Source organism: Curtobacterium sp. MCSS17_015, assembly GCF_003234265.2.
Taxonomy (GTDB): domain Bacteria; phylum Actinomycetota; class Actinomycetes; order Actinomycetales; family Microbacteriaceae; genus Curtobacterium.
This window is the reverse complement of sequence record NZ_CP126256.1, coordinates 14,441-39,710: the sequence shown is the minus strand read 5'-3', so window position 1 is coordinate 39,710 and position 25,270 is coordinate 14,441. Positions and strand designations below refer to the sequence as shown.

Sequence of the window (25,270 nt, the reverse complement as noted above, 5' to 3'; positions counted from 1 at the left end):
CCCGTCCGGACGGCCGCGCCGGAGCCGGCCGCCGCCGCCTGCATCGGAGGATGCAACCTCCCCGGGTCCCACCCTTCGGGTCTCGGCCGGGAGCGCTCGGGTTCCTAGCGTGGACGACGCACGCCGTCCGGAACCGCCCCCGTCAGGAGTCCTCGTGTCCACAGTCCTCTCCCCCGCCCGTACCGGCACCGCCGTGCACCTCGACCGGCTCACCAAGACGTACCCGAACGGCCCGTCGACCGTGACCGCGCTCGACGGTGTCTCCCTCGACATCGCCTCCGGCAGCTTCACGGCCGTGATGGGTGCGTCCGGGTCCGGCAAGTCCACGTTCCTCAACTGCGCCGCCGGGCTCGACACCCCCTCGAGCGGCCGGGTGGTCATCGGCGGGGTCGACCTCGGCGCGCTGAGCCCCGACGCCGTGACCCGGTTCCGCCGCGACCACGTCGGCTTCGTGTTCCAGGGCTACAACCTCGTGCCGCACCTGACCGTCGGCGAGAACGTCCGGCTGCCCCTGACGCTCGCCGGCACGCGCGCCGACGAGCAGCGGGTCGCGGAGCTGCTCGACGCGGTCGGCCTGGGCGGGATGGCCGACCGCCTGCCCGGGGAGCTGTCGGGCGGTCAGGCGCAGCGGGTCGCGATCGCCCGCGCGCTCGTCGCCGGACCGGACGTGGTGTTCGCCGACGAGCCGACCGGTGCCCTCGACACCGCGACCGCGGACCGGATCCTGCAGCTCCTGCAGCACGCGGTCCGGTCGCTCGGGCAGACCCTGGTACTCGTCACCCACGACCCGCGGGCGGCGGCCTTCGCCGATCGCGTGGTGTTCCTGGCGGACGGTCGGGTGCGTGACGAGCTGCACTCCCCCACGCTCGAGTCGGTCACCGCCCGCGTCCTCGGTCTGGGGCGCTGAGCCGTGCGCGCCGCCCTCCGCTCCCTGCTCGTCGTCAACCGCGCGGCCGTGCTCGGCGCCGGCGTCGTGGTCGCCCTGGCCGCCGTGCTCCTCGCGGTCACGGCCGCCTGGCTCGAAGCCGGTGTCCGGCACCCGGAAGCGCCGTTCCTCTCCACGGTCGCGGGCTCGTTCGCCGGCACGCTCCTCCTGATCACCGTGTTCATGGTGGCCAGTGTCTTCGCGGGGGTCCTCCGCGAGCGGCGGCGTGAGTTCGCCCTGCTCCGGGCGATCGGCGCGACCGCCGGGCAGATCCGCGGGTCCGTCCGGACCGAGGTGCTCCTCCTGCTCGCACTCGTCGCGCCGCTCGGTGCGGTGGTCGGCACGTTCGTCGCGCCGCTCGTCACGCCGCTCCTGGCGTCGAGCGACCTCGTGCCCGCGGGCTTCACGCTCACCCCGACGGTCGTCCCGCTGGTCGGCACGCTGGCCGTCCTCGTCCCGACCGGACTGCTGGCCGCGGCGATGGCCGCCCGCGCCGCGACCCGTCCCAGCCCGACGGACGCCGTCCGAGCGAGCACCACCGACGTCCCCACGCTGTCGCGCGGTCGGCGGATCGCGGCCGGTGTCACCGCCCTCGTGGGGCTCGCGACCGCGTCCACGCCCTTCTTCACCCCGGGCCTCGTCGGCAGTGCGACCGGCGCCACCTCGGCGATCGTGCTCGTCATCGCGGCCGCCCTCGCCGGGCCGCTCCTGGTGCAGTGGGGTGCCCGACGTGCCCTCCGCGGTGCCCACGGTCCCGCGGCCACGCTCGCGCTCCTCAACGCGCGTGGGGCCTCCCGGCGCCTCAGCGCCGCGGTGGTGCCGCTCGCGCTCCTCGTGGCGCTCGGGACGGTGCAGACCGGGACGGACGCCGCCGTCCAGCGTGCGACGGGGGACCAACTCCGGGCGGGCCTCCAGGCCGACCTCGTCGTGACCGGAGCGGACGGCGTGACCGCTGCCCAGGCGGAGCGGATCGCCACGCTGCCGGGCGTCCGCGCCACGACGACGATGCGCGACACCGCCGGCTCGGTGCAGGTCGAGCAGGCCGACGAGGACCTCCCCGCGCTCGGTGACCTCGAGTGGGAGCCGACCGTGATCCGCGCGCTGTCCAGCGACGACGGACGCGTCGACCCCACCGTCCGCGCCGGCTCCCTCGACGCGCTCGACGAGCCCGGCACCGTCGCGGTGAGCACCGACGTCATCGCACTCACGCCGACCGGGCTCGGGGACACCATCCGGATGCGGACGGGCGACGGGCCGGCCACCTCGGCGCGGATCGTCGCGGTCTACGACCGCGGCCTGGCGTTCGGCGACGTCCTCGTGCGCGACCGCGCGAGCGGCCCGGCCGGCACGCTGCTCGTCGACACAGCCGCCGGCGACCGGGCGGCCGTCCGGAAGGCCCTGCTCGCCACCGGCGCGGACGTCACCTCGGTCGACGGGTACGTCGCGAGCGCCCTCCGGTCCGGCGACGGTGACCGTCAGCTGTCGCTGGTCCTCGTGATCGCCCTCCTCGCCTTCGTGGCGGCCGCCGCGGGCAACACGCTGCTCACCGCTACCCGGGGTCGGCGGGACGAGTTCGGGTTGCTGCAGCGGACCGGTGCCACCCGCTCCCAGCTGCTGCGGATGGCCGGGGTCGAGACGGCGTACACCGCGGTCGCAGCCGTGGTGATCGGGACCGTCGCGGTCCTGCCGGCGCTGGTCGGCGTCGGGTACGGGCTCGCCGGTGTTCCGGCGGCCGGGTTCGACCTCGTGTCCTGGGCCGGGTTCGCGGCTGCGGCGGTGGTCGTGGCGGTCCTCGGGGTGCTGCCGGGGGCAGGGCGGATCGTGCGGGGGCGGTGAGCCTGGGCGGGCATCGCTCGGCGGATCACCGCTTCCGGGTGGCGCGCTCAGACCAGCGCGACCGCACCCCAGCCGGCGCGCATCCGCGCGACGGCACGGTCCCAACCGGCGAGCAGGTCCGCGTCGTCCCGGAGCATGGCCTGCAGCTGCAGTCCCTCGTACAGGGCGACGAGCTGCTCGGCAGCGTGGCGGGGTGACGTGCCGCGGGGTTCCCGCCCGGCGAGGACGTCGCGGACGAGGGCCAGGGTGACGTCGTCGAACGCGTGCTCGTACTGAGCGCGGAACCACCCGGCAGCGGGGTGCGACGGTGCGGACGCGGCGCTCAGGGTGGCGATGCGGATCCGGACCAGCGCGGGGTCGGCGAGGCCGGACTCCAGGCGGGCGCGGAGGTACGCCGCGGCGCCCTGTTCCTCGGCCAGGTGCCACAGCCTCCGGCGGGCCCCGTTGTCCCAGCGGTCCATCACGGCGACGACGAGCAGCTCCCAGACCGGGTACGCGGCGGTGAGCTGCTCGACGGTGACGTCGGCGAGCGCCGCGACCTCAGCCGGGCCGACGCTGTGGAAGTCCGATCGCCGGAACGCCTCGATCGCTGCCGAGACGATGCGGTGGCGGAGATCGACATCGGGCATGAGGACGATCATCCGTCGCGGGCGGCGATGGCGCGACCGCCAGTTCGAGGGGTGCCGTACCGGTCCGGGCGCTGGACCGGGTCAGCCCCGGTCGAACGTCAGCGTCTCGTCGTCGGCGACCGTGACCCGTCCGGTGCGGGCGAACTCCGCCCAGACCGCCCGGATGCCCGGCCCTCGCCGCTCGACGGCCGCCCAGTCCCGCTCGGGCACGAACCGGCTGCCGGCCCAGGCCTGTCGGTCGCCGAGCAGCAGCGGCACGTCGCTCATGTGCACGGCCCCGGTCGGCCGGACGGTGACCCCGCGGTGCAGCCGGTAGACGACGGCCCGGCCACCGGCAGCTCGGTGCCGTGCGGCGAACGCCCGGGCGTCCCGGCCGTAGATGACCGCGGTGAGGGGTCGGACGAGCAGCCAGCGGACGAGCGCACGACCGGTGGGGGTCCGACAGAGGGCCGCCAGACCGGGGATCATCGGGATGTAGAGCGCGGCCTCGTCCGACGCGGACCCGATCAGGACCTCGACGTCCGGTGCCGCCCGGCGCCAGGCATCGTCGAGCTGACGTTCGGCCGGCAGTGGCGCGTGCCCGTACTGCGTGCCGAACGGCATCCCGCCGCGGAGCCCGTACGGCAGGGCGACCCGCTCCGCCGCGGCCTGCAGCGCCAGCACCTCGTCGAGACCGGTGTCCGGTCCGACCGTGCCGACGGCCCGGACCATGGCGCGGTTCATCCGGGCACGGCGGCGGGACAGGCCGAGCGGCGCGCTCTGCACGATGGCCCGGCGGAACAGCCCGGCCGTGCCGTCCGCGGCCATCAGGTGGGCGATGGCGTCGCCACCCGCGGACTGTCCGAACAGCGTGACGCACTCCGGGTCGCCACCGAACGCCGCGATGTTCTCGTGCACCCAGCGGAGCGCCGCGACGAGGTCGAGCAGCCCGAGGTTCGCCGGCACGCGCTCCCCGTCACCGAGGAACCCGAGCACCCCGAGCCGGTAGGTCACGGCCACGACGACCACCCGCTGCTCCTCGACGAGGGCGCGCGGGTCGTGGATCGGGATGTCCCCGCCACCGACGACGTACGAGCCGCCGTGGATCCACACCATCACCGGCAGGCGTTCGTCGTCGCGGACGTCGGCGGGGATCGTCACCGAGAGCGCCTGGCAGTGTTCGGAGACCTCGGCCTCGATGGGGTGGATGAGCTCCTCGAGCACGGGCGTCGACGGCTGCGGCGGCACGGGTGCGGGGGTGTCGGCGACGAAGTCCTCGGCGAACGGCGGCATCGGCTCGGGGCACGCGAAGCGCTCGGACCGCGCGTACGGGATGCCGAGCGCGCGGACGACCGCGCCGTCGTGGTGCCCGACGATCCGGCCGACGGGGGCGGTGAAGGTGCGGGTCGGCGCGGTGGTCATCCCGCAACCGTACGACGGACGGGAGGCCCGTGGCTGCGTGGCCACGGGCCTCCAGTCCGACTCGGGTCGCGTCAGCGGACCCGCTTGATCGGCAGCACCACGAGCGCCCCGATGATGGCGACGCCTCCTGCCGCCCAGCACATCAGCTCGTAGTTGTCGGGCGAGCCCCCGGTGCCGAACTTCAGGAAGAACAGTGCCGCGGCGGGGGCGAGGGACTGCGGCAGCGCGTTGGCGATGTTGATCACGCCGAGGTCCTTGCCCGGCCGGTCGGCGTTCGGCAGCACGTCGACGACGAGTGCGGTGTCGATCGCGGAGTAGATGCCGTAGGCGAAGCCCATGATGACCTCGGCCACGTAGAACCCGTTCACCGTCTCGGCATGGGCGAGGACGATGAGCCCGACGGCGAACAGCGCGGTGGAGCCGGCGACGAACACCTTGCGGCGCCCGAGCCGGTCCGAGGCCCAGCCGGACAGGGCGGCGCTGACCAGGAGCGCGATCGTGTAGAGCAGGACGCCGAACGCGACGGCGGCGGTGGCCTCGGCGTCGCTCGACAGGCCGATGTGCTCCTTCATGTAGAGCAGCCGGTACGTCGTGAACATGAACGTCGCGAAGATGATGAGGAAGCGCGACCACCACGCGAACGCGAAGTCCGGGTTCTTGATCGGGTTCGTCCAGAACGACGAGATGAGGTTCAGGAACGTGAACTTCTTCAGCGGGTACGTCGGCAGCTCGTCACGCGCGACGACGGCGTAGACGACCACCAGGACGATCGCCAGGATGCCCGGCGCGATGAACAGCACGGGCAGGTTCGCGACGAAGAACACGGACAGGTACGTGCCGGCCAGGACGGCGGTGTTCTGGGCGAGCGCGATGATGCTCGACGACCTGCCACGCTGGAACTCGGGGACGTTGTCGGCGAAGCTCGCGGTCAGTGTCGAGAGCACGGTGTTGGCGGCGAGCTGCGCGAGGAGCCAGCCGAGCGTCAGCTGCAGGGTGTCCGGCGCGTACGCGATCCAGCCCAGGGCGATCGCAAAGACGACGACGCCGGTGAGCATCCACGGACGGCGGCGGCCCCAGCGCGTCCGGGTCCGGTCGGACAGGGCACCGGCGAGCGGGTTCATGATGAGCGCCCCGAACGCGCCGATCGGCAGCACCGAGCCGATGACGTTCGCGGCGTCGTCGCCGGCGAGCGCCTCCGCCTTGAGCTGCATGCTCACGTAGACCGGCGCCATGAGCGCCACGAACAGGCCGAACTGTCCGAGGAACAGTGCGATCTGGTAGCCGACGCTGACACGCAGGGTGCTGACCGGCTGGGTGATCCCCTGCTCCGGGTGCACCAGCACCGGGGTCTCCGCGGGTTCGGGTGTGCTCATGACGCCTCCTTGAGTCGATGAAAACCATACCTCGTACGGTTTTACGAGGGTGAGCATACATGGCACCCCGAAGTCAGCGACCGTGAAAACTACACACCGGGTGGTTTCTGCGGTAGCGTCGTGATCGTCTCGCCGTGGAGCAGTGTCTCCGTCGGCCGCACACCAGTCAGGATCGAAGGAGCCTCTGCAATGCCCACCACCTCTGTGCAGCTCTACTCACTGCGCGACGCCATCGCCGAAGACCTCGACGCAGCCATCGCCCGGGTCCGCGAGATCGGCTACGAGAACGTCGAGCCGTACGCGTTCGTCGAGCGCGCCGCCGACCTCGAGCGCGCCTTCGCCGCCACCGGTCTGCAGGCCCCGTCCGGTCACGTCGCCGTGATCGACGCCGAGGACACCGCGCCGATCTGGGACGCCGCCGAGCGCCTCGGCATCCGCACGGTCATCGACCCGTTCATCCCGACCGACCGTTGGCAGACCGCCGACGACGTCAAGGCCATCGCCGAGCGCGTCAACGTGCTCACCGCCGAGGCCGCTGCCCGTGGCCTGCAGTTCGGCTACCACAACCACCAGTGGGAGTTCACGAACAAGGTCGACGGCCGGACCGTCTACGACCTCTTCGTCGAGCAGCTCTCGCCCGAGACCGTGCTCGAGGTCGACACCTTCTGGGCGACGGTCGGTGGCGCGGACGCCGCCGCCGTGCTCCGGAGCCTCGGCGAGCGCGTCGTCGCCATCCACGTCAAGGACGGCAAGGTCGACGGTGACATCCGCACCGCGCTGCCCTCGTCCGAGAGCGCGCTCATCGTGCCCGAGGCCCTCCAGCGCGCCTTCGAGAACCAGACCCCGGCCGGGCAGGGCGACGTCGACGTGCGGGGCATCCTCGCCGCCGCGCCGCAGGCCATCCGCGTCGTCGAGTTCGACGCGTACAAGGGCGACGTCTTCGAGGGCATCACCGAGTCCCTCACGTGGCTGCAGGCGAACGACGCCGCGGGGAGTGCCGCGTGAGCCGCGTCGGGATCGGCATCATCGGTGCCGGCAACATCTCCACGCAGTACCTCGAGAACCTGACGCAGTTCGCCGACGTCGAGGTCCGCTTCGTCGCCGACGTCCTGCTCGACCGGGCCGCCGCGCAGGCGTCGGCGTACGGCGTCGCGGCCTCGGGCACGGTCGAGGAGCTCCTGGCCCGCGACGACGTCCAGATCGTCATCAACCTGACGATCCCGGCCGTGCACGCCGAGGTCGACCAGCAGATCATCGACGCCGGCAAGCACGTGTGGAGCGAGAAGCCGATCGCCACCGACCACGACTCGGCCGCCGCCGTGCTCGCGTCGGCACAGGCGAAGGGCCTCCGCGTCGCGACCGCGCCGGACACCGTGCTCGGCGCCGGCATCCAGACCGCGCTCCGCGCCATCGCCCGCGGTGACATCGGCGAGCCGCTCACCGCGACGACGCTGTTCCACGTGCCCGGACCCGAGGCGTGGCACCCGAACCCGGACTTCCTGTTCGCGACCGGTGCCGGCCCGCTCTTCGACATGGGGCCGTACTACGTCACGACGCTCGTGCACGCCTTCGGCACCGCCAGCCGGGTGCAGGCGGTGTCCTCGAAGTCGCTCGACCGCCGCACGATCGCCTCGGGTGACCGTGCCGGTGAGACCTTCCCCGTCGAGGTCCCCACGCACCATGCCGCGCTCATCGAGTTCGCCGGCGGGCAGTCCGCCCAGTCGACGTTCTCGTTCCAGCACGCGCTGCCACGGATGGGGTTCGTCGAGATCAACGGCACGCTCGGCACGATCTCGCTCCCGGACCCGAACACCTTCGAGGGGTCGTCGCAGCTGTGGCGGTACGGGCACGACGAGCCCGAGACGCTCCCCGCCGTCGGCTCCACCTGGGGCCGTGGGACCGGCGTCGTCGAGCTCGCGCGCGCGATCGCCGAGGACCGTCCGGAGCGGGCCTCCGGCGCCGTGGCGCTGCACGTCCTCGACGTGCTGCTCGGCATCCGTGACGCCGCCGAGTCGGGATCGGCCGTCGAGATCACCTCGACCGTGGACGCGGTCCCGCCGCTGCCCGAGGACTTCGACCCCGCCGCCGCGGTCCTGACCGCTGGCGTGGACGCGTAGTCCCCGGACCACCACACCCGTGACGGCCGGTCCCCTCGGGGGCCGGCCGTCGCGTGTGTCCGGGCCCGTCCTCCGCGCACTCCGGATCGACCGTCCGCGCACTCCGGCCACTCGGGCACGGCACGCAGCCGAGGGCGCATTCACTCGAGTGCATGCGCACCATGGGAGTCGAAGAAGAGCTGCTGCTCATCGACCGGAGGACGGGCCGCCCGGTCCCGGTCGCCGACCAGGTCCTCGCCCGCGCCATCGCCGCCGGTGGCCCCGGTGACGGCGGCGAGGTCGTCGGCGAGATGCACCGCGAGGCCATCGAGGTCATCAGCCGGCCGCACTCGTCCCTCGCCGCCCTCGGCGGGCAGGTGCTCGCGAACCGCGACTTCACCGAGTCGCTCGCCTCGGAGGCCGGGGCGCACGCCGCCCCCCTCGCCACGTCCCCGTGCCCGGTGGATCCCCATCCGACGGACTCGGCGCGGTACGCGACGATCATGCAGCGGTACGGGACGCTGCCCCGGCGCGTGCTCACCTCGGGACTGCACGTGCACGTGTCGGTGGACTCCCCCGAGGAGGGCGTGGCCGTCCTCGACCAGATCCGGACGTGGACGCCGATCCTGATCGCCCTCTGCGCGAACTCCCCGTTCCACGACGGCGTCGACACCGGGCACGCGAGTTGGCGGTCGATGCTCTGGAACCAGTGGCCGTCCTCCGGGCCGATGGAACGGTTCGGCTCGTTGGCCCGGTACCGGTCCGTCACCGAGGCGATGCTCGGGAGCGGCGCACTGCTCGACCCGGGGATGCTGTACCTCGACGCTCGGCTCTCGCGGAACCACCCGACCGTCGAGGTCCGGGTGGCCGACGTGCCGCTCGACCCGGGGACGACGGTCACGGTCGCCGGCCTGGTCCGCGCCCTCGTCGACACCGCGGCCCGCGACGCGGCCGCCGGACGGGAGGCTCCGCTCACCCCCGCCTGCGCCGTGCGGCTGGCGAACTGGCGGGCGGCCCTCGAGGGGCTGGACGGGTGCCTCGTCGACCCGACGACCGAACGCCCGGCCCCGGCGCGCGACGTCGTGATGCTGCTGCTGTCGCACGTCCTGCCGGCACTCGTCGCGAACGGCGACGACCAGCTCGTCGAGCGTGGCATCGCCGACCTCTTCACGCTGGGCACGGGAGCGGCACGGCAGCGTGCAGCCCGACGACCAGCCGCCGCCGGGGCGCCCGACGACCTCGGCCACGTCGCGCTCGCGACGGCCCGCACGAACCCGGGCACACGCACCCACCTCGATGCCGCACGCCCGCGGACCACGATCGGACGGACCACGCCGTGACACAGACGACCACGCCCCCGGCACTCGGCGAGGAGCCGGACGAACTCCTCGGACGACGACCACTGCGGACCGGCATCCGAGCCGTCCACTGGCACACCTCCACGGACCACAAGACGATCGGCAACCTGTACCTCGTCACCTCGTTCTGGTACTTCTGCTTGGCCGGACTGATGGCCGTCGTGATGCGGACCGAACTCGCGACCCCCGGACTCGACGTCCTCGACACCCGGGAGCAGTACAACCAGCTCATGACGATGCACGGCACCGTGATGCTGCTGCTCTTCGCGACGCCGTTGTTCTCGGGGTTCGCGAACGCGATCATGCCGCTGCAGATCGGCGCACCGGACGTCGCGTTCCCCCGCCTCAACGCGCTGTCCTACTGGTTGTACGTCTTCGGCAGCCTCATCGCGATGGGTGGCTTCCTCACACCTGCCGGGTCCGCCTCGTTCGGGTGGACGGCGTACGCGCCGCTGTCCGACGCGACGTTCGCACCCGGCCTGGGGAGCACCCTCTGGGTCGCCGGACTGAGTCTCACCGGCTTCAGCACGATCCTCGGCGCGGTCAACTTCATCACGACCATCATCACCATGCGGGCCCCCGGGATGACGATGTTCCGGATGCCGATCTTCACGTGGAACGTGCTCATCACGTCGCTCCTCGTGCTCATGGCGTTCCCGGTGCTCGCGGCCGCGTTGTTCGGGCTGCTGCTGGACCGGGCGTTCGACGCACAGATCTACAACCCGGCGAACGGCGGGGCGCTCCTCTGGCAGCACCTGTTCTGGTTCTTCGGCCACCCCGAGGTCTACGTCATCGCGCTGCCGTTCTTCGGGATCGTCTCCGAGGTGTTCCCGGTCTTCAGCCGCAAGCCGATCTTCGGCTACAAGACGCTCGTGTACGCGACGATCACGATCGCGGCGCTGTCGATCTCGGTCTGGGCGCACCACATGTTCGCCACCGGCGGGGTCCTGCTCCCCTGGTTCTCCCTCATGACGATGCTCATCGCGGTCCCCACGGGCGTGAAGATCTTCAACTGGACCGGCACGATGTGGCAGGGCTCGGTGACGTTCGAGACGCCGATCCTCTGGGCCATCGGGTTCCTGGTCACGTTCACGTTCGGCGGCCTCACCGGGGTGATCCTGGCGTCACCGCCACTGGACTTCCACGTCCACGACTCGTACTTCGTCGTCGCGCACTTCCACTACGTCGTGTTCGGCACGGTCGTCTTCGCGATGTTCTCCGGCTTCTACTTCTGGTGGCCGAAGTTCACCGGGAAGATGCTCGGCGAGCGCCTGGGGAAGATCCACTTCTGGATGCTCTTCATCGGGTTCCACACGACGTTCCTCATCCAGCACTGGCTCGGCGTGATCGGCATGCCCCGGCGGTACGCGAGCTACCTGCCGGAGGACGGCTTCACCTGGCTGCACCAGGTGTCGACCGTCGGGGCGATGGTCACCGCGGCGTCGATGCTCCCCTTCTTCCTCAACATCGTCCAGACGATGCGGCACGGGCAGCGGGTGCGGGTCAACGACCCGTGGGGCTACGGCCGCTCGCTCGAGTGGGCCACGAGCTGCCCCCCGCCGCGGCACAACTTCACGGCGATCCCGCGGATCCGTTCCGAGTCCCCCGCCTTCGACCTGAACCACCCGGAGGCCGGCATCCCGGTCGGTGTCGGTCGGGCGATGGACGCGCCGGACGCGGCGACGCACGACCAGGCGAGCGGCAAGACGCGCGAGCCCGAGGGCCCCGGCCAGCAGGCCTGACCCCGCTTCAGTGGTCGTCGTGCCCCTCGGTGCTGCCGGGGGGCACGATCCGTTCCAGCAGCCGCAGCACACGCTCGCCGTCGACGGCGTCGGGGTCGAGCAGCCACTGCACCTGCAGGCCGTCCGAAGCCGCGATGCTGAGGCTCGCCAGGTCCTCGGGGTCGAGGTCCTCGCGGATCCGTCCGGCGGCCTGGTCGGTGCGGATGAGGTCCGCCAGGTCCGCGCGCAGGCGGGTGAAGCGGTCGCGCATGAACTCGCGCGTGGTCGGGTGACCCTCCTGCACGGCGTCGGCTGAGAGCGTCGTGTAGAGCTGGACGAGGCCGGGGACGGCCCGGTTCCGCGCGGCGCTCTCCCGCATGTCACCGATCGCCGACTTCATCCGCTCGGGCGCACCCTGTTCGCGGACCTCGTGCTCGCGGTAGACGGCGAGGAGCAGCTCGTCGCGGCTGGGGAAGTAGTGCCGGAGTGCCGCGTGGGTGATCCCGAGGGCGTCGGCCACGGACCGCAGCGAGGACGCGTCGACGCCCTGTTCGGCGACCATCCGGATCATCTCGTCGAGGATCTGTGCGCGTCGCTCGGTGCCCTTGCGGTAGCCGCCGCGGCGCGGTGGAGCCGCGTCGGTCTCGTCGGCCGCCTCGGTCATCCTGCTAACTTACCGCTGGAAGGTTTTTGCGGCCAGTGCCGGACGGGAGGCCCGGATCACGACCCGGACCAGACCTCGCGTCCGAGGCGCGTCAGGACGCGGCGTCCGCCGCCGGGCGGTCGTCGACCGCGGACCCGGCCGGGTCAGGGAGGGCACGGACGGTGGACTCGTCGACCGTGTACTCGTCCACCGGAGCGGCCGCACCTGCGTCGAGGGCCGCCGTGATCTGCCCGAGGCACCGGGCCAGGACCTCGTTGTCCTCGGCCGACAGGTGGTCGATGACCTCGACGACGGCCTGGTGGAAGGTCTCGTACGACACGTCGATCTTGCGGGCCGCCTGCACGGTCGGTTCGAGCACCTGCGCTCGGCGGTCCGTGGGGTGCGGTGACCGGACCAGGTCGCCCTTCTCGACGAGCCCGTCGACGATCTTCGTGACCGAGGCGTTGGACACCCCGAGCATCACGGCCAGGTCCTTCGGTCCCATCGTCCGACCGTCGCGGTGGGCCTGGAGCATGTAGCGGACGGTGAGGAACTCGTTCTTCGTCAGCCCGCTCTCGACGCGGGCCCGTTCGAGCTGGTCCTCTTCCGCGTGCTGGAGGCGGAGCAGTGCGTCGACGGCGGTCTTGGCGGACCGGGTGCGCGGTTCACGTGCGTAGAGGTGGACGTGCTCGCGGCGGACGACGGTCAACGGCATGGGTGCTGGTCTTCCTCACCCGGTCGATCCGGGAGGTCGTGCTGGAGGTCGGACTGCCCGCTCAGGCGGCCGGCGCGACGAAGAAGTCGGCGTAGGACAGTTCGGAGCGGCGGGACAGCAGCGACGGGTCCTGGATCCGCTGGGCGACGTACGCCTCGATGACGGCCGGGTCGGTGAGGCCCACGCGCGGGTGGGACCCGCCGAAGCGAGTGTCGTGCGACGTGCCGTGGTACGTGCTCTGCATGGTGGGCGCCTTCCTCGTCGAGAGACTGCTGTCCGTCCGGACGAGACAAGTCTTTCACATCGTGAACTATGTGGTCAACGAACTTTTTCGGGGGTTGTACATTTCGCGCGCCGAACCTCCAGAACGCCTGGTGGAACGACACGAGCCCCTCCTCGTCGTGAGGAAGGGCTCGTGTCGTCGCACTGCGCCGGGACTACTCCTTGTTGAGCTTGTCCTGCACCGTGCCGGCGATCTTCTCGACCGTGTTCGGCAGCTCGGTCGTGCCGTAGAAGCGCGCGTCCGGGTGCGTGGGCGGCGGCATCGGCGACGACGTGGTGGGGCCGTCGTGGTACGAGTACTCGCCCTTGCCGTCGAACGAGGGACCGCTCGCCCAGGGGCCGTTCTTCGCCTCGGCTCCGTCGGAGAAGTTGAGGTACTGGTAGTTGACCTCCTGGTTCTCCTTGCTCTGCGGGAAGTTGCTCGGCACCGGCATGGTCTCGAGCCCGGACTCGCGGAGTTCCGCAGCCGCGGTCGCCCACATGTTCTGGTGCATGGTGTCGCGGGCGATGAGGAACTTCAGCAGGTCCCGCACGCCGTGGTCGTCGGTCATGTGGTAGAGCCGGGCGGCCTGGACGCGGCCCTGCATCTCGGCGTTCTCGTTCGCCGTGAAGTCGGCGAGCAGGTTGCCGCTGGCGGTGATGTACGAGCCCTGCCAGGGGTTGCCCATGCTGTCGACCGGACGCGCACCGGCGCCGGCGACGATGGCGTGCTGGATGTCCGTGCCACCGAGGACCGCAGCGACCGTCGGGTCGTCCTGCACCGCGTCGCCGGTGATGCCGAGCGGGGCCTTCTCGAGCAGCTGCGCGATCATCGTCGCGAGCATCTCGACGTGGCCCATCTCCTCCGCGCCGATGCCGAACACCATGTCGCGGTACTTGCCCGGGATGTGCATGTTCCACGCCTGGAACTGGTACTGCATCGCGACCGAGATCTCGCCGTACTGGCCGCCGAGCACCTCCTGGAGCTTGCGGGCGTAGACCGCGTCGGGCTTGTCGGGCGTGGACTTGAACTGGAGCTCTTGCTTGTGGAAGTACAAATCGTTCTCCTGTCTCAGTGGTGGTGGTGGGGGCGAGCGGTCAGAGGATCGGCGTGCCGCCGGTGACGGCGACGCGTGCTCCCGAGACGTAGCTGCCGTCGTCGCTCGCCAGCAGGACGTACACCGGTGCGAGTTCGGCGGGCTGACCCGGGCGGCCGAGCGGTGTCTGCTTGCCGAACTGCTCGACCTCCTCCGGGGGCATGGTGGAGGGGATGAGCGGCGTCCAGATCGGGCCGGGTGCCACGCTGTTCACGCGGATCCCGCGCGGGCCGAGCAGCTGCGCCAGGGCGGCCGACAGGTTCGCGACACCGGCCTTCGTCACGTCGTACGGCGCCAGGTCGGGCTTCGGGTTGTCGGAGTTGACCGAGCTGGAGCCGATGATCGACGCTCCGGCCGACAGGTGCGGCAAGGCGGCCTTGACCAGGTGGAAGTACGCGCTGAGGTTCGTCGCGAGGGTGTGGTCCCACTCCTCGTCGCTGATCTCCTCGATCGTCTCGTGCGTCATCTGGTACGCCGCGTTGTTGACGAGGACGTCGATGCCGCCGAGTTCCGACACGGCGGTGTCGATGACGCTCCGGCAGTAGGCGGGGTCGCTGACGTCACCGGGGAACAACACGGCCTTGCGACCGGCGTCCTCGATCCAGTGCTTCGTCTCCTGCGCGTCGTCCTCCTCCTCGGGGAGGTAGGAGATGAGGACGTCCGCCCCTTCGCGGGCGAAGGCGATGGCGACCGCCTTGCCGATGCCACTGTCCCCGCCGGTGATGACCGCACGCTTGCCGGTGAGCTTGCCGGAACCGGTGTAGCTCGTCTCGCCGTGGTCCGGCTTCGGCGACATCGCCTGCTCGGAACCGGGGGGTTGCTGCTGTTGATCGCTCATGTCGCTCCCTGTGACGAAGGTGGTTGCGTCGTGCAGGGGCGATGGTCGGCGGCGGTCGCTGAGTACGCGTCCGGAGTGTTCAGATCGCGCGGACGGGCTCGGCCGCGACCGGGGCGGGATCCCCGGAGGCCCGCGGATCGCGGGCGAGATCGCGCGTGTCACGGATGCGGGCCGGGAACGACGAAGGCCCCGATCTCCCGATCGGGGCCTTCGTCTTCTGCCTGGTGCGCGAGGGGGGACTTGAACCCCCACGCCGTTTCCAGCACACGGACCTGAACCGTGCGCGTCTACCAATTCCGCCACTCGCGCCAGCGACGAGAACACTACCATGCACAGACGGAGCCCGGAGCCAACCACTACCATGCAGTGGTCAGCGACCGAGAACGTGGAGACCATGGGCCTACTGGACAACTTCGAGCGAGGGTTGGAGCGCGCCGTCAACGGTGCCTTCGCGAAGACCTTCCGCTCCGGTGTGCAGCCGGTCGAGATCGCTGCGGCCCTCCGACGCGAGCTCGACACCAAGGCCGCGGTGGTCTCACGCGAGCGCATCCTCGTGCCGAACGAGTTCACGGTGCGCCTGGCGCCGCCGGACCACACGCGCATGAACGACGTCGGTCGCCCGCTCCTCGACGAGTTGACGCAGCGGGTCCAGCAGCACGCGGTGGCGCAGAACTACTCGTTCTCCGGTCCGGTGACGATCCGCCTCCAGCAGGACGGAACGCTGTCGACGGGGATCCTCGAGATCGACTCGACCACCGTGCAGCGCGACGTCGCGTGGGTGGCCGTCCTCGACATCGGATCGCAACGACACCGGCTGCACCGCGGACGCACCGTCGTCGGCCGCGGCACGGACGCCGACATCACCGTCGCGGACACCGGGACCAGCCGGAAGCACGTCGAGGTCCTCTGGGACGGCAAGCACGCGCAGGTGAACGACCTGGGCTCCACGAACGGGTCGAAACTCAACGGCGAACGCTTCCAGCAGGCGATCCTCGAGCCGGACTCCACCATCGAGATCGGTCGTACCCGTATGGTGTTCCGGGTGATCCCGGAGAACGACGGAGGTGCGCGATGACCACGGGCCTGACCCTGCTCGTCCTGCGCTTCGCGTTCCTCGCGGTGCTGTGGCTCTTCGTCTTCGTGATCGTCTTCGCGCTCCGGAGCGACCTGTTCGGCCAGCGCGTGCGCGCGATCCCCACCGACCCGAAGGCCGGCCCGTCCGGTCCCACCACCCCGCCGGTCCCCGCCGGCGCCGGTGCGGCGGCCGCACGCAACACCTCTTCGGCCAGCGCCTCCACCGAGCTGATCGGCCAGACCGGAGGTCCGACCGCCCCCGCCACGCCGGTCGCCACCCGACTCGTCATCACCGAGGGTGCGCGCGAGGGCATGGAGATGCCGCTCGGCGGCGGACCGATCACGATCGGCCGCTCGAGCGAGAGCAACGTCGTGATCCGCGACGACTACACGTCGACCAACCACGCCCGGCTCGACCTGCAGGGCGGAGCCTGGGTGCTCACCGACCTCGGGTCGACCAACGGCACCTTCGTCAACGGCCAGAAGGTCACCGCTCCCACCACCGTCGCGGAACGCACCCCGATCACCATCGGGACGACGACGTTCGAGCTGCGGCGGTAGGCCCGGATGCCGGCTCGCACGCTGAGCGCCGCTGTGTCCCACGTGGGGCGCATCCGCGCGAACAACCAGGACTCCGGCTACGCCGGTCAGCACCTGTACGCGGTGGCCGACGGCATGGGCGGGCACGCCGGCGGTGACGTCGCCTCGGCGATCGCGATCCGTCGCATCCGCGAGGTCGACCGTGAGTTCCCGTCGGCGCACGACGCCGAGTTCGCGCTGCAGTCGGCCCTGATCGCCGCGAACCAGCTCATCACCGAGACGGTGTTCGAGCACCAGGAGCTCACGGGCATGGGCACCACCGTGAGCGCCATGATCCGCGTCGGCGACCAGCTCGCGATCGCCCACATCGGCGACTCCCGGATCTACCGCTGGCGGGACGGCGAGCTGCAGCAGATCACGTCCGACCACACGTTCGTGCAGCGGCTCGTCGACAGCGGACGGATCACCCCGGAGGAAGCCGCCGTGCACCCGCGGCGCTCGGTCCTCATGCGCGTGCTCGGCGACGTCGATGCGGCGCCCGAGGTCGACACGGCCGTCATGGACATCCGCCCGGGCGACCGGTGGTTGCTCTGCTCCGACGGCCTGTCCTCGTACCTGGCAGAGGAGCGCATCCGCCACGCGCTCGCCTCGACGATGGACGCCAACCAGGTCACGCAGCGCCTCGTGAAGGAGACGCTCGACCACGGCGCGCCCGACAACGTCACGGTCGTGGTGCTCGACGTCACCGACTCCGAGCCGGGCGAGGACGACGACGCCGCGACCACCGTCGGATCCGCCGCAGCCCCGCTGACCTTCGAAGCGTCGACGGGTCGCAAGCCCATCCGCCTCCCCACGATCCTGCTGCACCCCCTCAAGGTCTCCGCGGCACCCGAGGACTCGCACTTCGAACCCGAGTCCGACCAGTACTTCGCCGAGCTCATCGCCGAGGACCGTCGTCGCCGCATCCGCCGTCGGATCTCGTGGTCGGTCGCGCTCGTGGTGGCGGTGCTCGTCCTCGTCGGAGCGGTGTTCATCGGGTACCGCATCGTGCAGGACCACTACTACGTGGGCACCGACCGTGGCTCCGTCGCCATCTACAAGGGCGTCCAGCAGACCATCGGACCGGTCGCGTTGTCCGACGTGTACGAGGACACCGACATCGCGATCGCCGAGCTGCCCGACTTCACCAGGGAGAACGTCCGCTCCACGATCAACGCGACGTCGCTCGAGGACGCCCGTGACATCGTCGAGCGCCTCCGCACCGCTGCCGAGACCGGGCAGGACCAGAGCGGCACCGGTGGGTCCGGTGCGGGCCCGTCGCCCTCCACCGACCCGTCGTCGTCGCGCAGCCCCTCGCCGTCCCCCTCCCCGTCCAGGAGCGCACGATGAGCGCCACGACCGCACCGTCGCTGACCCAGGCGATCACGATCAAGCTCCGTGAGCCCGCGCGGGCGCGCAACCTCGAGCTCGCCCTGCTCGTCATCGCCTGCGGGATCTGCGCCGGCGCGATGGTCCTCGTGCAGCTCGGCACCAAGGGCAGGGTCTTCGACACCTCGGTGCTCTGGACGGGCGCCTCGATCCTCGGACTCGCACTGGTGATGCACGTCGTCCTGCGCGTCGTCGCGAAGAACGCGGACCCCTTCGTCCTGCCGATCGCCCTCGTGCTCAACGGCATCGGCATCGCGGAGATCTACCGCATCGACATCCACAACGGCGACAGCGGCTGGGACGCGATCGGCGTCAAGCAGATCGCGTGGACCCTGCTCGCCATGGTGCTCGCCATCGCGACGCTGCTCCTCGTGCGCAACCACCGGTTCCTGCAGCGCTACCGCTACATCTTCATGCTGCTCACCATCGTGCTGCTCCTGCTGCCGATGCTGCCCGGCATCGGCACGAACATCGGCGGCGCACGGGTCTGGATCCGGATCGGGCCGTTCTCGTTCCAGCCGGGCGAGCTCGCGAAGATCACCATGGCGCTCTTCTTCGCCGGGTACCTCGTCACGGCACGGGACAGCCTGTCGATCGTCGGCAGGAAGTTCCTCGGGATGACGTTCCCGCGCGCCCGCGACCTCGGACCGATCCTGATCGTGTGGGGAGCTGCGATGAGCGTGCTGGTGTTCCAGCGCGACCTCGGCACGGCGCTGCTCTACTTCGGCCTGTTCCTCGTGATGATCTACGTCGCGACCGCGCGGCTCAGCTGGGTCGTGATCGGCCTCGGGCTGTTCATCGGCGGTGCGCTGGCGGCCGCGAGCGCGCTCGTCTACGTGCAGGGCCGGTTCGAGCAGTGGCTCGACCCGTTCGACCAGCAGATCTTCTCGCGTGAGACCCAGGGCAGCTACCAGCTCGTGCAGGGGCTCTTCGGCTTCGCGAACGGCGGCATCACGGGCACCGGCCTCGGCCAGGGTCGGCCGTACATCACGCCGGTCGCCAACGCGGACTACATCATCGCCTCCCTCGGGGAAGAGCTCGGCCTCATCGGCGTCTTCGCGATCCTGGGGCTGTTCGTCATCCTCGTCTCGCGGGGCATCCGGGTCGGGTTCATGGCACAGGACGACTTCGGCAAGCTGCTCGGGATCGGCTTCGGCTTCACGATCGCCCTGCAGGTCTTCGTGGTCGTCGGTGGCATCACCCGGATCATCCCCGTCACGGGCCTCACCACGCCGTTCATGGCGGCTGGTGGTTCGTCCCTGGTGGCGAACTGGATCATCGCGGCGATGCTGCTGCGGCTGACCGACTCCATCCCCGCCGAGCAGCGCATCCAGCAGGGTGCGTTCGCCGACCGGGGCAACGCCGGCCGTGGCCGGTCCAGGAAGGAGCGCCGATGAACCGCCAACTCCGCGGCGTCTCGACCGTCGTGGTGCTCATGTTCGTCGCCCTGTTCGTGTCGACGACCTCGATCCAGTTCTTCTCGGCGGACTCGCTCCGTGCCGACTCCCGGAACTCGCGCACCATCCTCGACAGTTACTCGACCAAGCGCGGCGCGATCCTCGTCGACGGCAAGCCCATCGCCGAGTCCACCGCGGTCGACGACCAGTACCAGTACCAGCGCAAGTACAACAACGGCGAGCTGTACTCGGCCGTCACCGGTCACTTCACGATCGGCCAGGGCAACACGGGCATCGAGAGCGCCGAGAACGCGGTGCTCTCGGGGAACTCCGACGAGTCCTTCTTCCAGAACCTCAACGCGATCCTGACCGGACAGGACGTCCGAGGCGACAACGTCAACCTGACGATCGACCCCGACGTGCAGCAGGCGGCCTACGACGCTCTCGGTGCGAACACCGGCGCGGTCGTGGCGATCCAGCCGAAGACCGGCAAGGTCCTGGCGATGGTGTCGAAGCCCGGCTACGACCCGAACTCGCTCACCTCGCACGACACCGACGAGGTCATCGCCCGGTACCAGGCGCTCGAGGCGGACCCCACCAAGCCGCTCCAGAACCGTGCCATCGCCGGCGACCTCTACACGCCCGGATCGGTCTTCAAGCTCGTCGTGGCCTCCGCCGCACTGGCGAGCGGCGACTTCACCCTCGACTCGACCCTGCCGAACCCGTCGACCCTGACGCTCCCGGGGACGAGCTCGCGGATCAACAACGCCGAGGGCGGCAGCTGCGGCGGTGGCGACGAGGTCAAGCTCCGCGTGGCCATCCAGTACTCGTGCAACATCCCCTTCGCCGAACTCGGGCAGAAGCTCGGGTACGACACCATCAAGAAGACCGCGGACGCGTACGGCTTCGGCGACGTCATCGACATCCCGACCTCGGCCACGCCCAGCCAGTACCCGGAGCCGGAGTCCACCGCGCAGCTCATGCTCAGCGCGTTCGGCCAGGCGAACGACCGGGTGACCCCGCTGCAGATGGCGATGGTGGCGTCGGGCATCGCGAACGGCGGTCGGGTGATGCAGCCATCGCTCGTCGAATCGATCGAGACGAGCGACCTGAAGACCGTCGAGTCGTTCTCCCCGAAGCAGTACAGCGCGCCCCTGTCGTCCGACCAGGCCGCCGACCTGACCGAGGCGATGCAGAGCGTCGTCGCGGCCGGGACGGGAACGAATGCGAAGATCGACGGTGTCGACGTCGCGGGCAAGACCGGGACCGCCGAGGGCGGGACGGGCGATCCGTACACACTCTGGTTCACGGGCTTCGCCCCGGCCAAGGACCCCGAGGTCGCGGTCGCCGTGGTCGTCGGGAACGGCGGCGGACTCGGTCAGTCCGGCGTCGGCAACACGGTCGCGGCTCCCGTCGCGAAGAAAGTCATGGAGGCGGTGCTGAACAAATGAGACCCACCAGCGGACTCACCTTCGGTGGGCGGTACCAGCTCTCGTCCCGGGTCGCCATCGGCGGCATGGGAGAGGTGTGGCAGGCGACCGACCTGGTCATCGGTCGCACCGTCGCCCTGAAGATCCTCAAGGACGAGTACCTCGGTGACCCCGGGTTCCTCGAGCGCTTCCGCGCCGAGGCCCGGCACGCCGCCCTCGTCAACCACGAGGGCATCGCCAACGTCTTCGACTACGGCGAGGAGGACGGCAGCGCCTACCTCGTCATGGAGCTCGTCCCGGGTGAGGCACTCTCCACCATGATCGAGCGGGAGCACACCCTCCCGGTCGACAAGGTCCTCGACATCGTCGCCCAGACCGCGAACGCCCTGCAGGCCGCGCACGCGGTCGGCCTCGTGCACCGCGACATCAAGCCCGGCAACCTGCTCATCACCCCGGACGGCCGCGTCAAGATCACCGACTTCGGGATCGCGCGCATCGCCGACCAGGTCCCCCTCACGGCGACCGGTCAGGTCATGGGGACGGTGCAGTACCTCTCGCCCGAACAGGCCAGCGGTCACCCGGCCTCCCCGTCGACCGACATCTACTCCCTCGGCATCGTCGCGTACGAGTGCTTGGCGGGACGTCGACCGTTCACGGGCGAGTCGCAGGTCGCGATCGCGATGGCGCACATCAACGAGCAGCCGCCGGCGCTCCCGGGCACGGTCCCGGAGCCGGTGGCGGCGCTCGTGATGTCCTGCATCGCGAAGAAGCCCGCCGACCGTCCCGCGACGGCTGCCAACCTGGCGCGTGCCGCCCAGGCGTTGCGCCGCGGTGACGTCGCCGCCGCGACGGTCGCGGTCCCCGCGCTCGCCGGCGCAGGTACCGTCGCCTTCAACCCGCCGGCCGGGAACGACGACGCCACGGCACTGATCGGCACGCAGCCGAACGCGCCCGTCGTCGGCGGTGCTCCTCGGACGCCCGCCGGGCCGGAGGACGACGAAGAAGAGAAGAAGAGCCGGGCCTGGATCTGGTGGGTCGTCGCGGCCGTGGTCGTCGCGGCACTCGTCATCGGCGGGATCGTGTTCGCGAACCAGGGCCAGGACGCGGATCCCGATCCGTCGCCGAGCCGTTCGGCGACGTCCTCCCCGGTCCAGACGCCCACCGAGGAGCCGACGCCGACCCCGACCGAGACGCGGACGACGATCAACCCCGGCGACTACGTCGGGCGGTCCACCGACGAGGTCCGTGCGGAACTCCAGTCGCTCGGCTTCGCCGTGCAGGTCCAGGACGGCGACCCCGCAGCCTCGGCCGAGCAGGCCAACACCGTGCAGTCGATCAGCCCCACCGGCAGCCTGGCCGAGGGCACGCTCGTGACCCTGCGGGAGTACACCGCGCCTCCTTCGGTCAACAAGCCGAACACGCCGAGTGCCGGCGCGGTGTCGGCCACCGGCGCCGTGACGTTCAGCTGGTCGACCGCGACCTGCCCGACCGGGTACACCGTCTCGAAGTACTCGTGGACGGTCTCCGGCGGGAAGGACGCCTCCGGCGCGACGAGCGGTGACACGTCCGAGACGTCCGTCGACATCCAGGCCGACCAGCCGGGCAACGACGTGACGCTGTCCTACACCGTGACGTGCGGCAACCTCGCGGCGTCGAGCAGCTCGGACCCGGCGACCGCCACCTGGGTGCAGCCGCCGGAGCCGACGGACGCCCCGACGCCGACCGCCACCCCGCAGGACTGAGTCAGCGCGAGACCGTCACGAGGCCCTGGCACGATGCGTGTCAGGGCCTCGCCACGTTCCGGTAACGGTTGACCCGTCAGCGCGGTCGGCCAGCGTCCCACCAGACACCCCTGCCGTACACTTGCTCGGACGGACATTCGGAGGAGTACGTGCCAGAAGGTGTGACCGCGGGGATCACGCTCCTCGCCAACCGTTACGAGATCGGTGACGTCATCGGTCGAGGGGGCATGGCCACCGTCCACGTCGGGACCGACACTCGACTCGGTCGGCGGGTCGCCGTCAAGCTGTTGAAGCCGAGCCTCGCGAACGACCCGGCCTTCCGCACACGGTTCCGGCAAGAGGCCCAGGCGGCGGCACGGATGGCGCACCCGACGATCGTCCGCGTCTACGACGCCGGCGAGGAGACCGTCCGCGAACCCACGGGCGCCGAGGTGCAGGTCCCCTTCATCGTCATGGAGTACGTCGAGGGTCGTCCGCTCAGCGAGATCGTCGCCGAGGGCCCGGTCGTGCAGGAAGAAGCGGCCCGCATCGTCGAGGGCATCCTCACCGCCCTCGAGTTCTCGCACCGTGCCGGCGTCGTGCACCGTGACATCAAGCCGGCCAACGTGATGATCACGCACTCCGGCCAGGTGAAGGTGATGGACTTCGGGATCGCCCGCGCCATCACGGACACGTCGGCCACCGTCGCGCAGACCACGTCGATCCTCGGGACCGCCTCCTACTTCTCGCCGGAGCAGGCCCGCGGCGAGCTCGTCGACGCCCGCACGGACCTGTACTCGACCGGCATCGTGCTGTTCGAACTGCTGACCGGCCGCCCGCCGTTCCTCGGTGCATCGCCGGTCGCGGTGGCGTACCAGCACGTGAGCGAACAGCCCGTCGCTCCCTCGACGATCACGTCCACGGTGTCCCCGGCGCTCGACGCGGTGACCTTGCACGCCCTCGTGAAGGACCGCACCCGGCGCTTCCAGAACGCTGCGGAGTTCCGCCGTGACCTGCAGCAGGCCGCTGCCGGTCACGTGCCGACCTCGTCGAAGAAGCTCGCCGCCGCCGCTGCCGACGACGCGTCACTGCTGTTCGGTGTCAACCCCCGCGCGGCCGCGACGGCCGACGTCGCGTTCCGGGAACTCGACGACACCCAGGAACGCCCGCCACAGCGCACGCAGAACCGGCCTCCGGTGGCCTGGATCTGGCTCGGCATCGTCCTGACCGTCGCGGTGATCGCCGCCGTCGCGTACTTCGTCGTCAACCTCGAGCCCGGCAAGCCCCCGGTCAGTTCCTCCGTCAAGGTGCCGAGCGTCGCGGGGCAGACGTACACCGAGGCGAGGGACCGGCTCGCCGCCCGTGGCCTGACACCCGTGAGCGTGGAGGAGCCGTCGGACGACGTGCCGAAGGACACGGTGATCCGCTCCGAGCCCGGGTCGGGGACACCCGTCGCCCGCAAGCAGGAGATCCGCCTCGTCGTGTCCACCGGACCGGAGCAGGTGGCCGTCCCCGACGTCGGATCGGCCTCCCAGGACGCGGCGACCAAGACACTCGAGGACGCCGGTTTCACGGTGGGTGCGGTCACGTCCGACTACTCGGCGACGGCTCCCGAGGGCACCGTCCTGAGCACCGACCCGGCCGCTGGTGGGGCGCAGCCCAAGGGATCCGTCGTGGACCTGGTCGTGTCCAACGGCAAGGTGAAGCTCCCCGACGTGACCCAGCAGCCCTTCACCACCGCGGATGCGACCCTGCGGGGCCTCGGCCTCACGGTGCAGGGGTCACCCTCGTACGCGTGCACCGGGAACACCGTCACGCAGCAGAGCATCCCGTCCAGCGACGTCGCCCAGGGCAGCACGGTCGTGCTGACGTACTGCGCCGCATCGTCCCAGCCGTCGCGACAGCTCTCCCCGCCCGATGACGGCGGCGACCAGGACGGCGCCGGCGACCAGGGCGGCGACGACGGCGCGGGCGACTGACCCGAGCGCGGACGAGTCGGTCGGCCTGACGGGGGCTTCGTCAGCGACAGCCCCGGTGCGGGGATCCCGCTCCGTGGGCGCCGGCCGGCTGGTCCGCCTAGCGGCCGGTGATGAGCGGCCCGAGTCCGGCTGCGCGCTCCGCGGCACCGTCGAGTCCGGCGGTCTCCAGCCAGTTGCCGACCATCCGGTACCCGCCTTCGGTGAGCACCGACTCCGGGTGGAACTGCACGCCGTACACGGGGGCTCCGCGGTGCTGGACGCCCATGATGACGCCGCCGGCAGTCCGGGCGGTGACCGTCAGTTCATCGGGGACGGTGCCGTCGACGATGGCCAGCGAGTGGTACCGCGTGGCCGTGAAGGGGTGCGGGACGCCGGAGAACAGCACGCTGTCGTCGTGGTCCACCTGCGAGGTCTTGCCGTGCATGAGCTCTTCCGCATGGGTGACCGTGGCCCCGAGGGCCTCCGCGATGGCCTGATGCCCGAGGCACACTCCCAGCAGGGGCTTGTCGACCGCGATCGCCGCACGGACGGTGGGGATCGAGACCCCGGCGTCGGCGGGCGTGCCGGGACCCGGCGAGAGCAGCACACCGTCGTACTCGCCGATCCGGTCCGCGATCTCGTCCTGCGGGAACGCGTCGTTGCGCACCACGTCGGTGTCCGCTCCGAGCTGCTGGACGTAGCCGTTGAGGGTGTACACGAAGCTGTCGTAGTTGTCGACGACGAGGATCTTGGTCATGGGCCGTTCACCGTACTCGTGGGGGATGTGAGCAGCCTCCGTCGGCCCGCGCTCACGCCTGGTGACGGTAGG

22 protein-coding genes and 1 tRNA gene are annotated in these 25,270 nt (G+C 70.9%); 13 read left to right on the top strand and 10 right to left on the bottom strand.

Annotation, left to right across the window (positions count from 1 at the left end; genetic code table 11):
* The first annotated feature begins 154 nt into the window (after positions 1–154).
* Both DEJ18_RS00185 and DEJ18_RS00180 read left to right on the top strand, forming a co-directional pair.
* On the top strand, positions 155–907 hold the full coding sequence (locus DEJ18_RS00185) for an ABC transporter ATP-binding protein (RefSeq protein WP_258376858.1): 753 nt from the start codon (positions 155–157) through the stop codon (positions 905–907).
* Between the two features lie 3 nt (positions 908–910).
* Positions 911–2,761: an FtsX-like permease family protein gene (locus tag DEJ18_RS00180; RefSeq protein WP_111209826.1), complete on the top strand. Its 1,851-nt coding sequence runs from the start codon at positions 911–913 to the stop codon at positions 2,759–2,761.
* Between the two features lie 47 nt (positions 2,762–2,808).
* Here the strand turns inward: DEJ18_RS00180 and DEJ18_RS00175 are convergent, their stop codons facing one another.
* From DEJ18_RS00175 to DEJ18_RS00165, 3 genes are all read right to left on the bottom strand, one after another.
* Positions 2,809–3,390, bottom strand: coding sequence for a TetR/AcrR family transcriptional regulator (locus DEJ18_RS00175; RefSeq protein ID WP_146241496.1), 582 nt, complete (start codon positions 3,388–3,390; stop codon positions 2,809–2,811).
* Between the two features lie 81 nt (positions 3,391–3,471).
* Positions 3,472–4,791 carry a carboxylesterase family protein gene (locus DEJ18_RS00170; RefSeq protein WP_111209828.1) on the bottom strand — a complete coding sequence of 440 codons (1,320 nt, stop codon included), beginning with the start codon at positions 4,789–4,791 and terminating at the stop codon, positions 3,472–3,474.
* A gap of 71 nt (positions 4,792–4,862) precedes the next feature.
* On the bottom strand, positions 4,863–6,164 hold the full coding sequence (locus tag DEJ18_RS00165; RefSeq protein WP_111209829.1) for an MFS transporter: 1,302 nt from the start codon (positions 6,162–6,164) through the stop codon (positions 4,863–4,865).
* 189 nt (positions 6,165–6,353) lie between these two features.
* Here DEJ18_RS00165 and DEJ18_RS00160 point away from each other — a divergent pair, with 189 nt between their 5' ends.
* The 4 genes from DEJ18_RS00160 to ctaD all read left to right on the top strand — a co-directional run bounded on the left by DEJ18_RS00160 (position 6,354) and on the right by ctaD (position 11,360).
* Entirely contained in the window at positions 6,354–7,169 is an 816-nt protein-coding gene (locus tag DEJ18_RS00160; protein WP_181434136.1) for a sugar phosphate isomerase/epimerase family protein, read from the top strand.
* The gene (locus tag DEJ18_RS00155) at positions 7,166–8,281 is read left to right on the top strand and encodes a Gfo/Idh/MocA family protein (RefSeq protein WP_111082073.1); all 1,116 of its coding nucleotides are present in this window, start codon (positions 7,166–7,168) and stop codon (positions 8,279–8,281) included. The genes DEJ18_RS00160 and DEJ18_RS00155 overlap by 4 nt, the downstream gene beginning before the upstream one ends.
* Before the next feature lie 152 nt (positions 8,282–8,433).
* Entirely contained in the window at positions 8,434–9,600 is a 1,167-nt protein-coding gene (locus tag DEJ18_RS00150) for a carboxylate-amine ligase (RefSeq protein WP_111209830.1), read from the top strand.
* A 62-nt stretch (positions 9,601–9,662) separates the two neighbouring features.
* Positions 9,663–11,360, top strand: a complete 1,698-nt coding sequence (ctaD, locus tag DEJ18_RS00145; protein WP_258376879.1) for an aa3-type cytochrome oxidase subunit I — start codon at positions 9,663–9,665, stop codon at positions 11,358–11,360.
* Between the two features lie 7 nt (positions 11,361–11,367).
* On the opposite strand, the gene DEJ18_RS00140 is transcribed toward ctaD, so the two are convergent.
* From DEJ18_RS00140 to DEJ18_RS00115, 6 genes are all read right to left on the bottom strand, one after another.
* Positions 11,368–12,003, bottom strand: a complete 636-nt coding sequence (locus DEJ18_RS00140; RefSeq protein WP_111209832.1) for a TetR/AcrR family transcriptional regulator — start codon at positions 12,001–12,003, stop codon at positions 11,368–11,370.
* Between the two features lie 91 nt (positions 12,004–12,094).
* Positions 12,095–12,697 (bottom strand): MarR family winged helix-turn-helix transcriptional regulator, encoded by a 603-nt coding sequence (locus DEJ18_RS00135; protein WP_111082077.1) that lies wholly within the window; start codon positions 12,695–12,697, stop codon positions 12,095–12,097.
* 61 nt (positions 12,698–12,758) lie between these two features.
* Positions 12,759–12,941 carry a hypothetical protein gene (locus DEJ18_RS00130; protein ID WP_111082078.1) on the bottom strand — a complete coding sequence of 61 codons (183 nt, stop codon included), beginning with the start codon at positions 12,939–12,941 and terminating at the stop codon, positions 12,759–12,761.
* Positions 12,942–13,134: 193 nt separating this feature from the next.
* Positions 13,135–14,016: a manganese catalase gene (locus DEJ18_RS00125; protein WP_111209833.1), complete on the bottom strand. Its 882-nt coding sequence runs from the start codon at positions 14,014–14,016 to the stop codon at positions 13,135–13,137.
* A gap of 40 nt (positions 14,017–14,056) precedes the next feature.
* Positions 14,057–14,893: an SDR family oxidoreductase gene (locus DEJ18_RS00120; protein ID WP_111209834.1), complete on the bottom strand. Its 837-nt coding sequence runs from the start codon at positions 14,891–14,893 to the stop codon at positions 14,057–14,059.
* Between the two features lie 222 nt (positions 14,894–15,115).
* Positions 15,116–15,202 (bottom strand) — tRNA-Leu (locus DEJ18_RS00115).
* Between the two features lie 85 nt (positions 15,203–15,287).
* On the opposite strand from DEJ18_RS00115, the gene DEJ18_RS00110 reads away from it, so the two are divergent.
* From DEJ18_RS00110 to pknB, 7 genes are all read left to right on the top strand, one after another.
* Positions 15,288–15,968, top strand: a complete 681-nt coding sequence (locus DEJ18_RS00110; RefSeq protein ID WP_111210121.1) for an FHA domain-containing protein — start codon at positions 15,288–15,290, stop codon at positions 15,966–15,968.
* Positions 15,965–16,528: an FHA domain-containing protein FhaB/FipA gene (locus DEJ18_RS00105; protein WP_111209835.1), complete on the top strand. Its 564-nt coding sequence runs from the start codon at positions 15,965–15,967 to the stop codon at positions 16,526–16,528. Before DEJ18_RS00110 ends, DEJ18_RS00105 begins: the two co-directional genes overlap by 4 nt.
* Before the next feature lie 6 nt (positions 16,529–16,534).
* On the top strand, positions 16,535–17,896 hold the full coding sequence (locus DEJ18_RS00100; RefSeq protein ID WP_111209836.1) for a Stp1/IreP family PP2C-type Ser/Thr phosphatase: 1,362 nt from the start codon (positions 16,535–16,537) through the stop codon (positions 17,894–17,896).
* The gene (locus DEJ18_RS00095) at positions 17,893–19,332 is read left to right on the top strand and encodes an FtsW/RodA/SpoVE family cell cycle protein (RefSeq protein WP_111082083.1); all 1,440 of its coding nucleotides are present in this window, start codon (positions 17,893–17,895) and stop codon (positions 19,330–19,332) included. Before DEJ18_RS00100 ends, DEJ18_RS00095 begins: the two co-directional genes overlap by 4 nt.
* Positions 19,329–20,783 carry a peptidoglycan D,D-transpeptidase FtsI family protein gene (locus DEJ18_RS00090; protein ID WP_111082084.1) on the top strand — a complete coding sequence of 485 codons (1,455 nt, stop codon included), beginning with the start codon at positions 19,329–19,331 and terminating at the stop codon, positions 20,781–20,783. The genes DEJ18_RS00095 and DEJ18_RS00090 overlap by 4 nt, the downstream gene beginning before the upstream one ends.
* A complete protein-coding gene (locus DEJ18_RS00085; protein ID WP_111209837.1) occupies positions 20,780–22,504 on the top strand; it encodes a serine/threonine-protein kinase in 1,725 nt (574 codons plus the stop codon). The genes DEJ18_RS00090 and DEJ18_RS00085 overlap by 4 nt, the downstream gene beginning before the upstream one ends.
* Positions 22,505–22,653: 149 nt before the next feature.
* Positions 22,654–24,462: a Stk1 family PASTA domain-containing Ser/Thr kinase gene (gene pknB / locus DEJ18_RS00080; RefSeq protein WP_258376859.1), complete on the top strand. Its 1,809-nt coding sequence runs from the start codon at positions 22,654–22,656 to the stop codon at positions 24,460–24,462.
* Between the two features lie 97 nt (positions 24,463–24,559).
* On the opposite strand, the gene DEJ18_RS00075 is transcribed toward pknB, so the two are convergent.
* Positions 24,560–25,198, bottom strand: a complete 639-nt coding sequence (locus DEJ18_RS00075; protein WP_111209839.1) for an anthranilate synthase component II — start codon at positions 25,196–25,198, stop codon at positions 24,560–24,562.
* Positions 25,199–25,270: the final 72 nt, after the last annotated feature.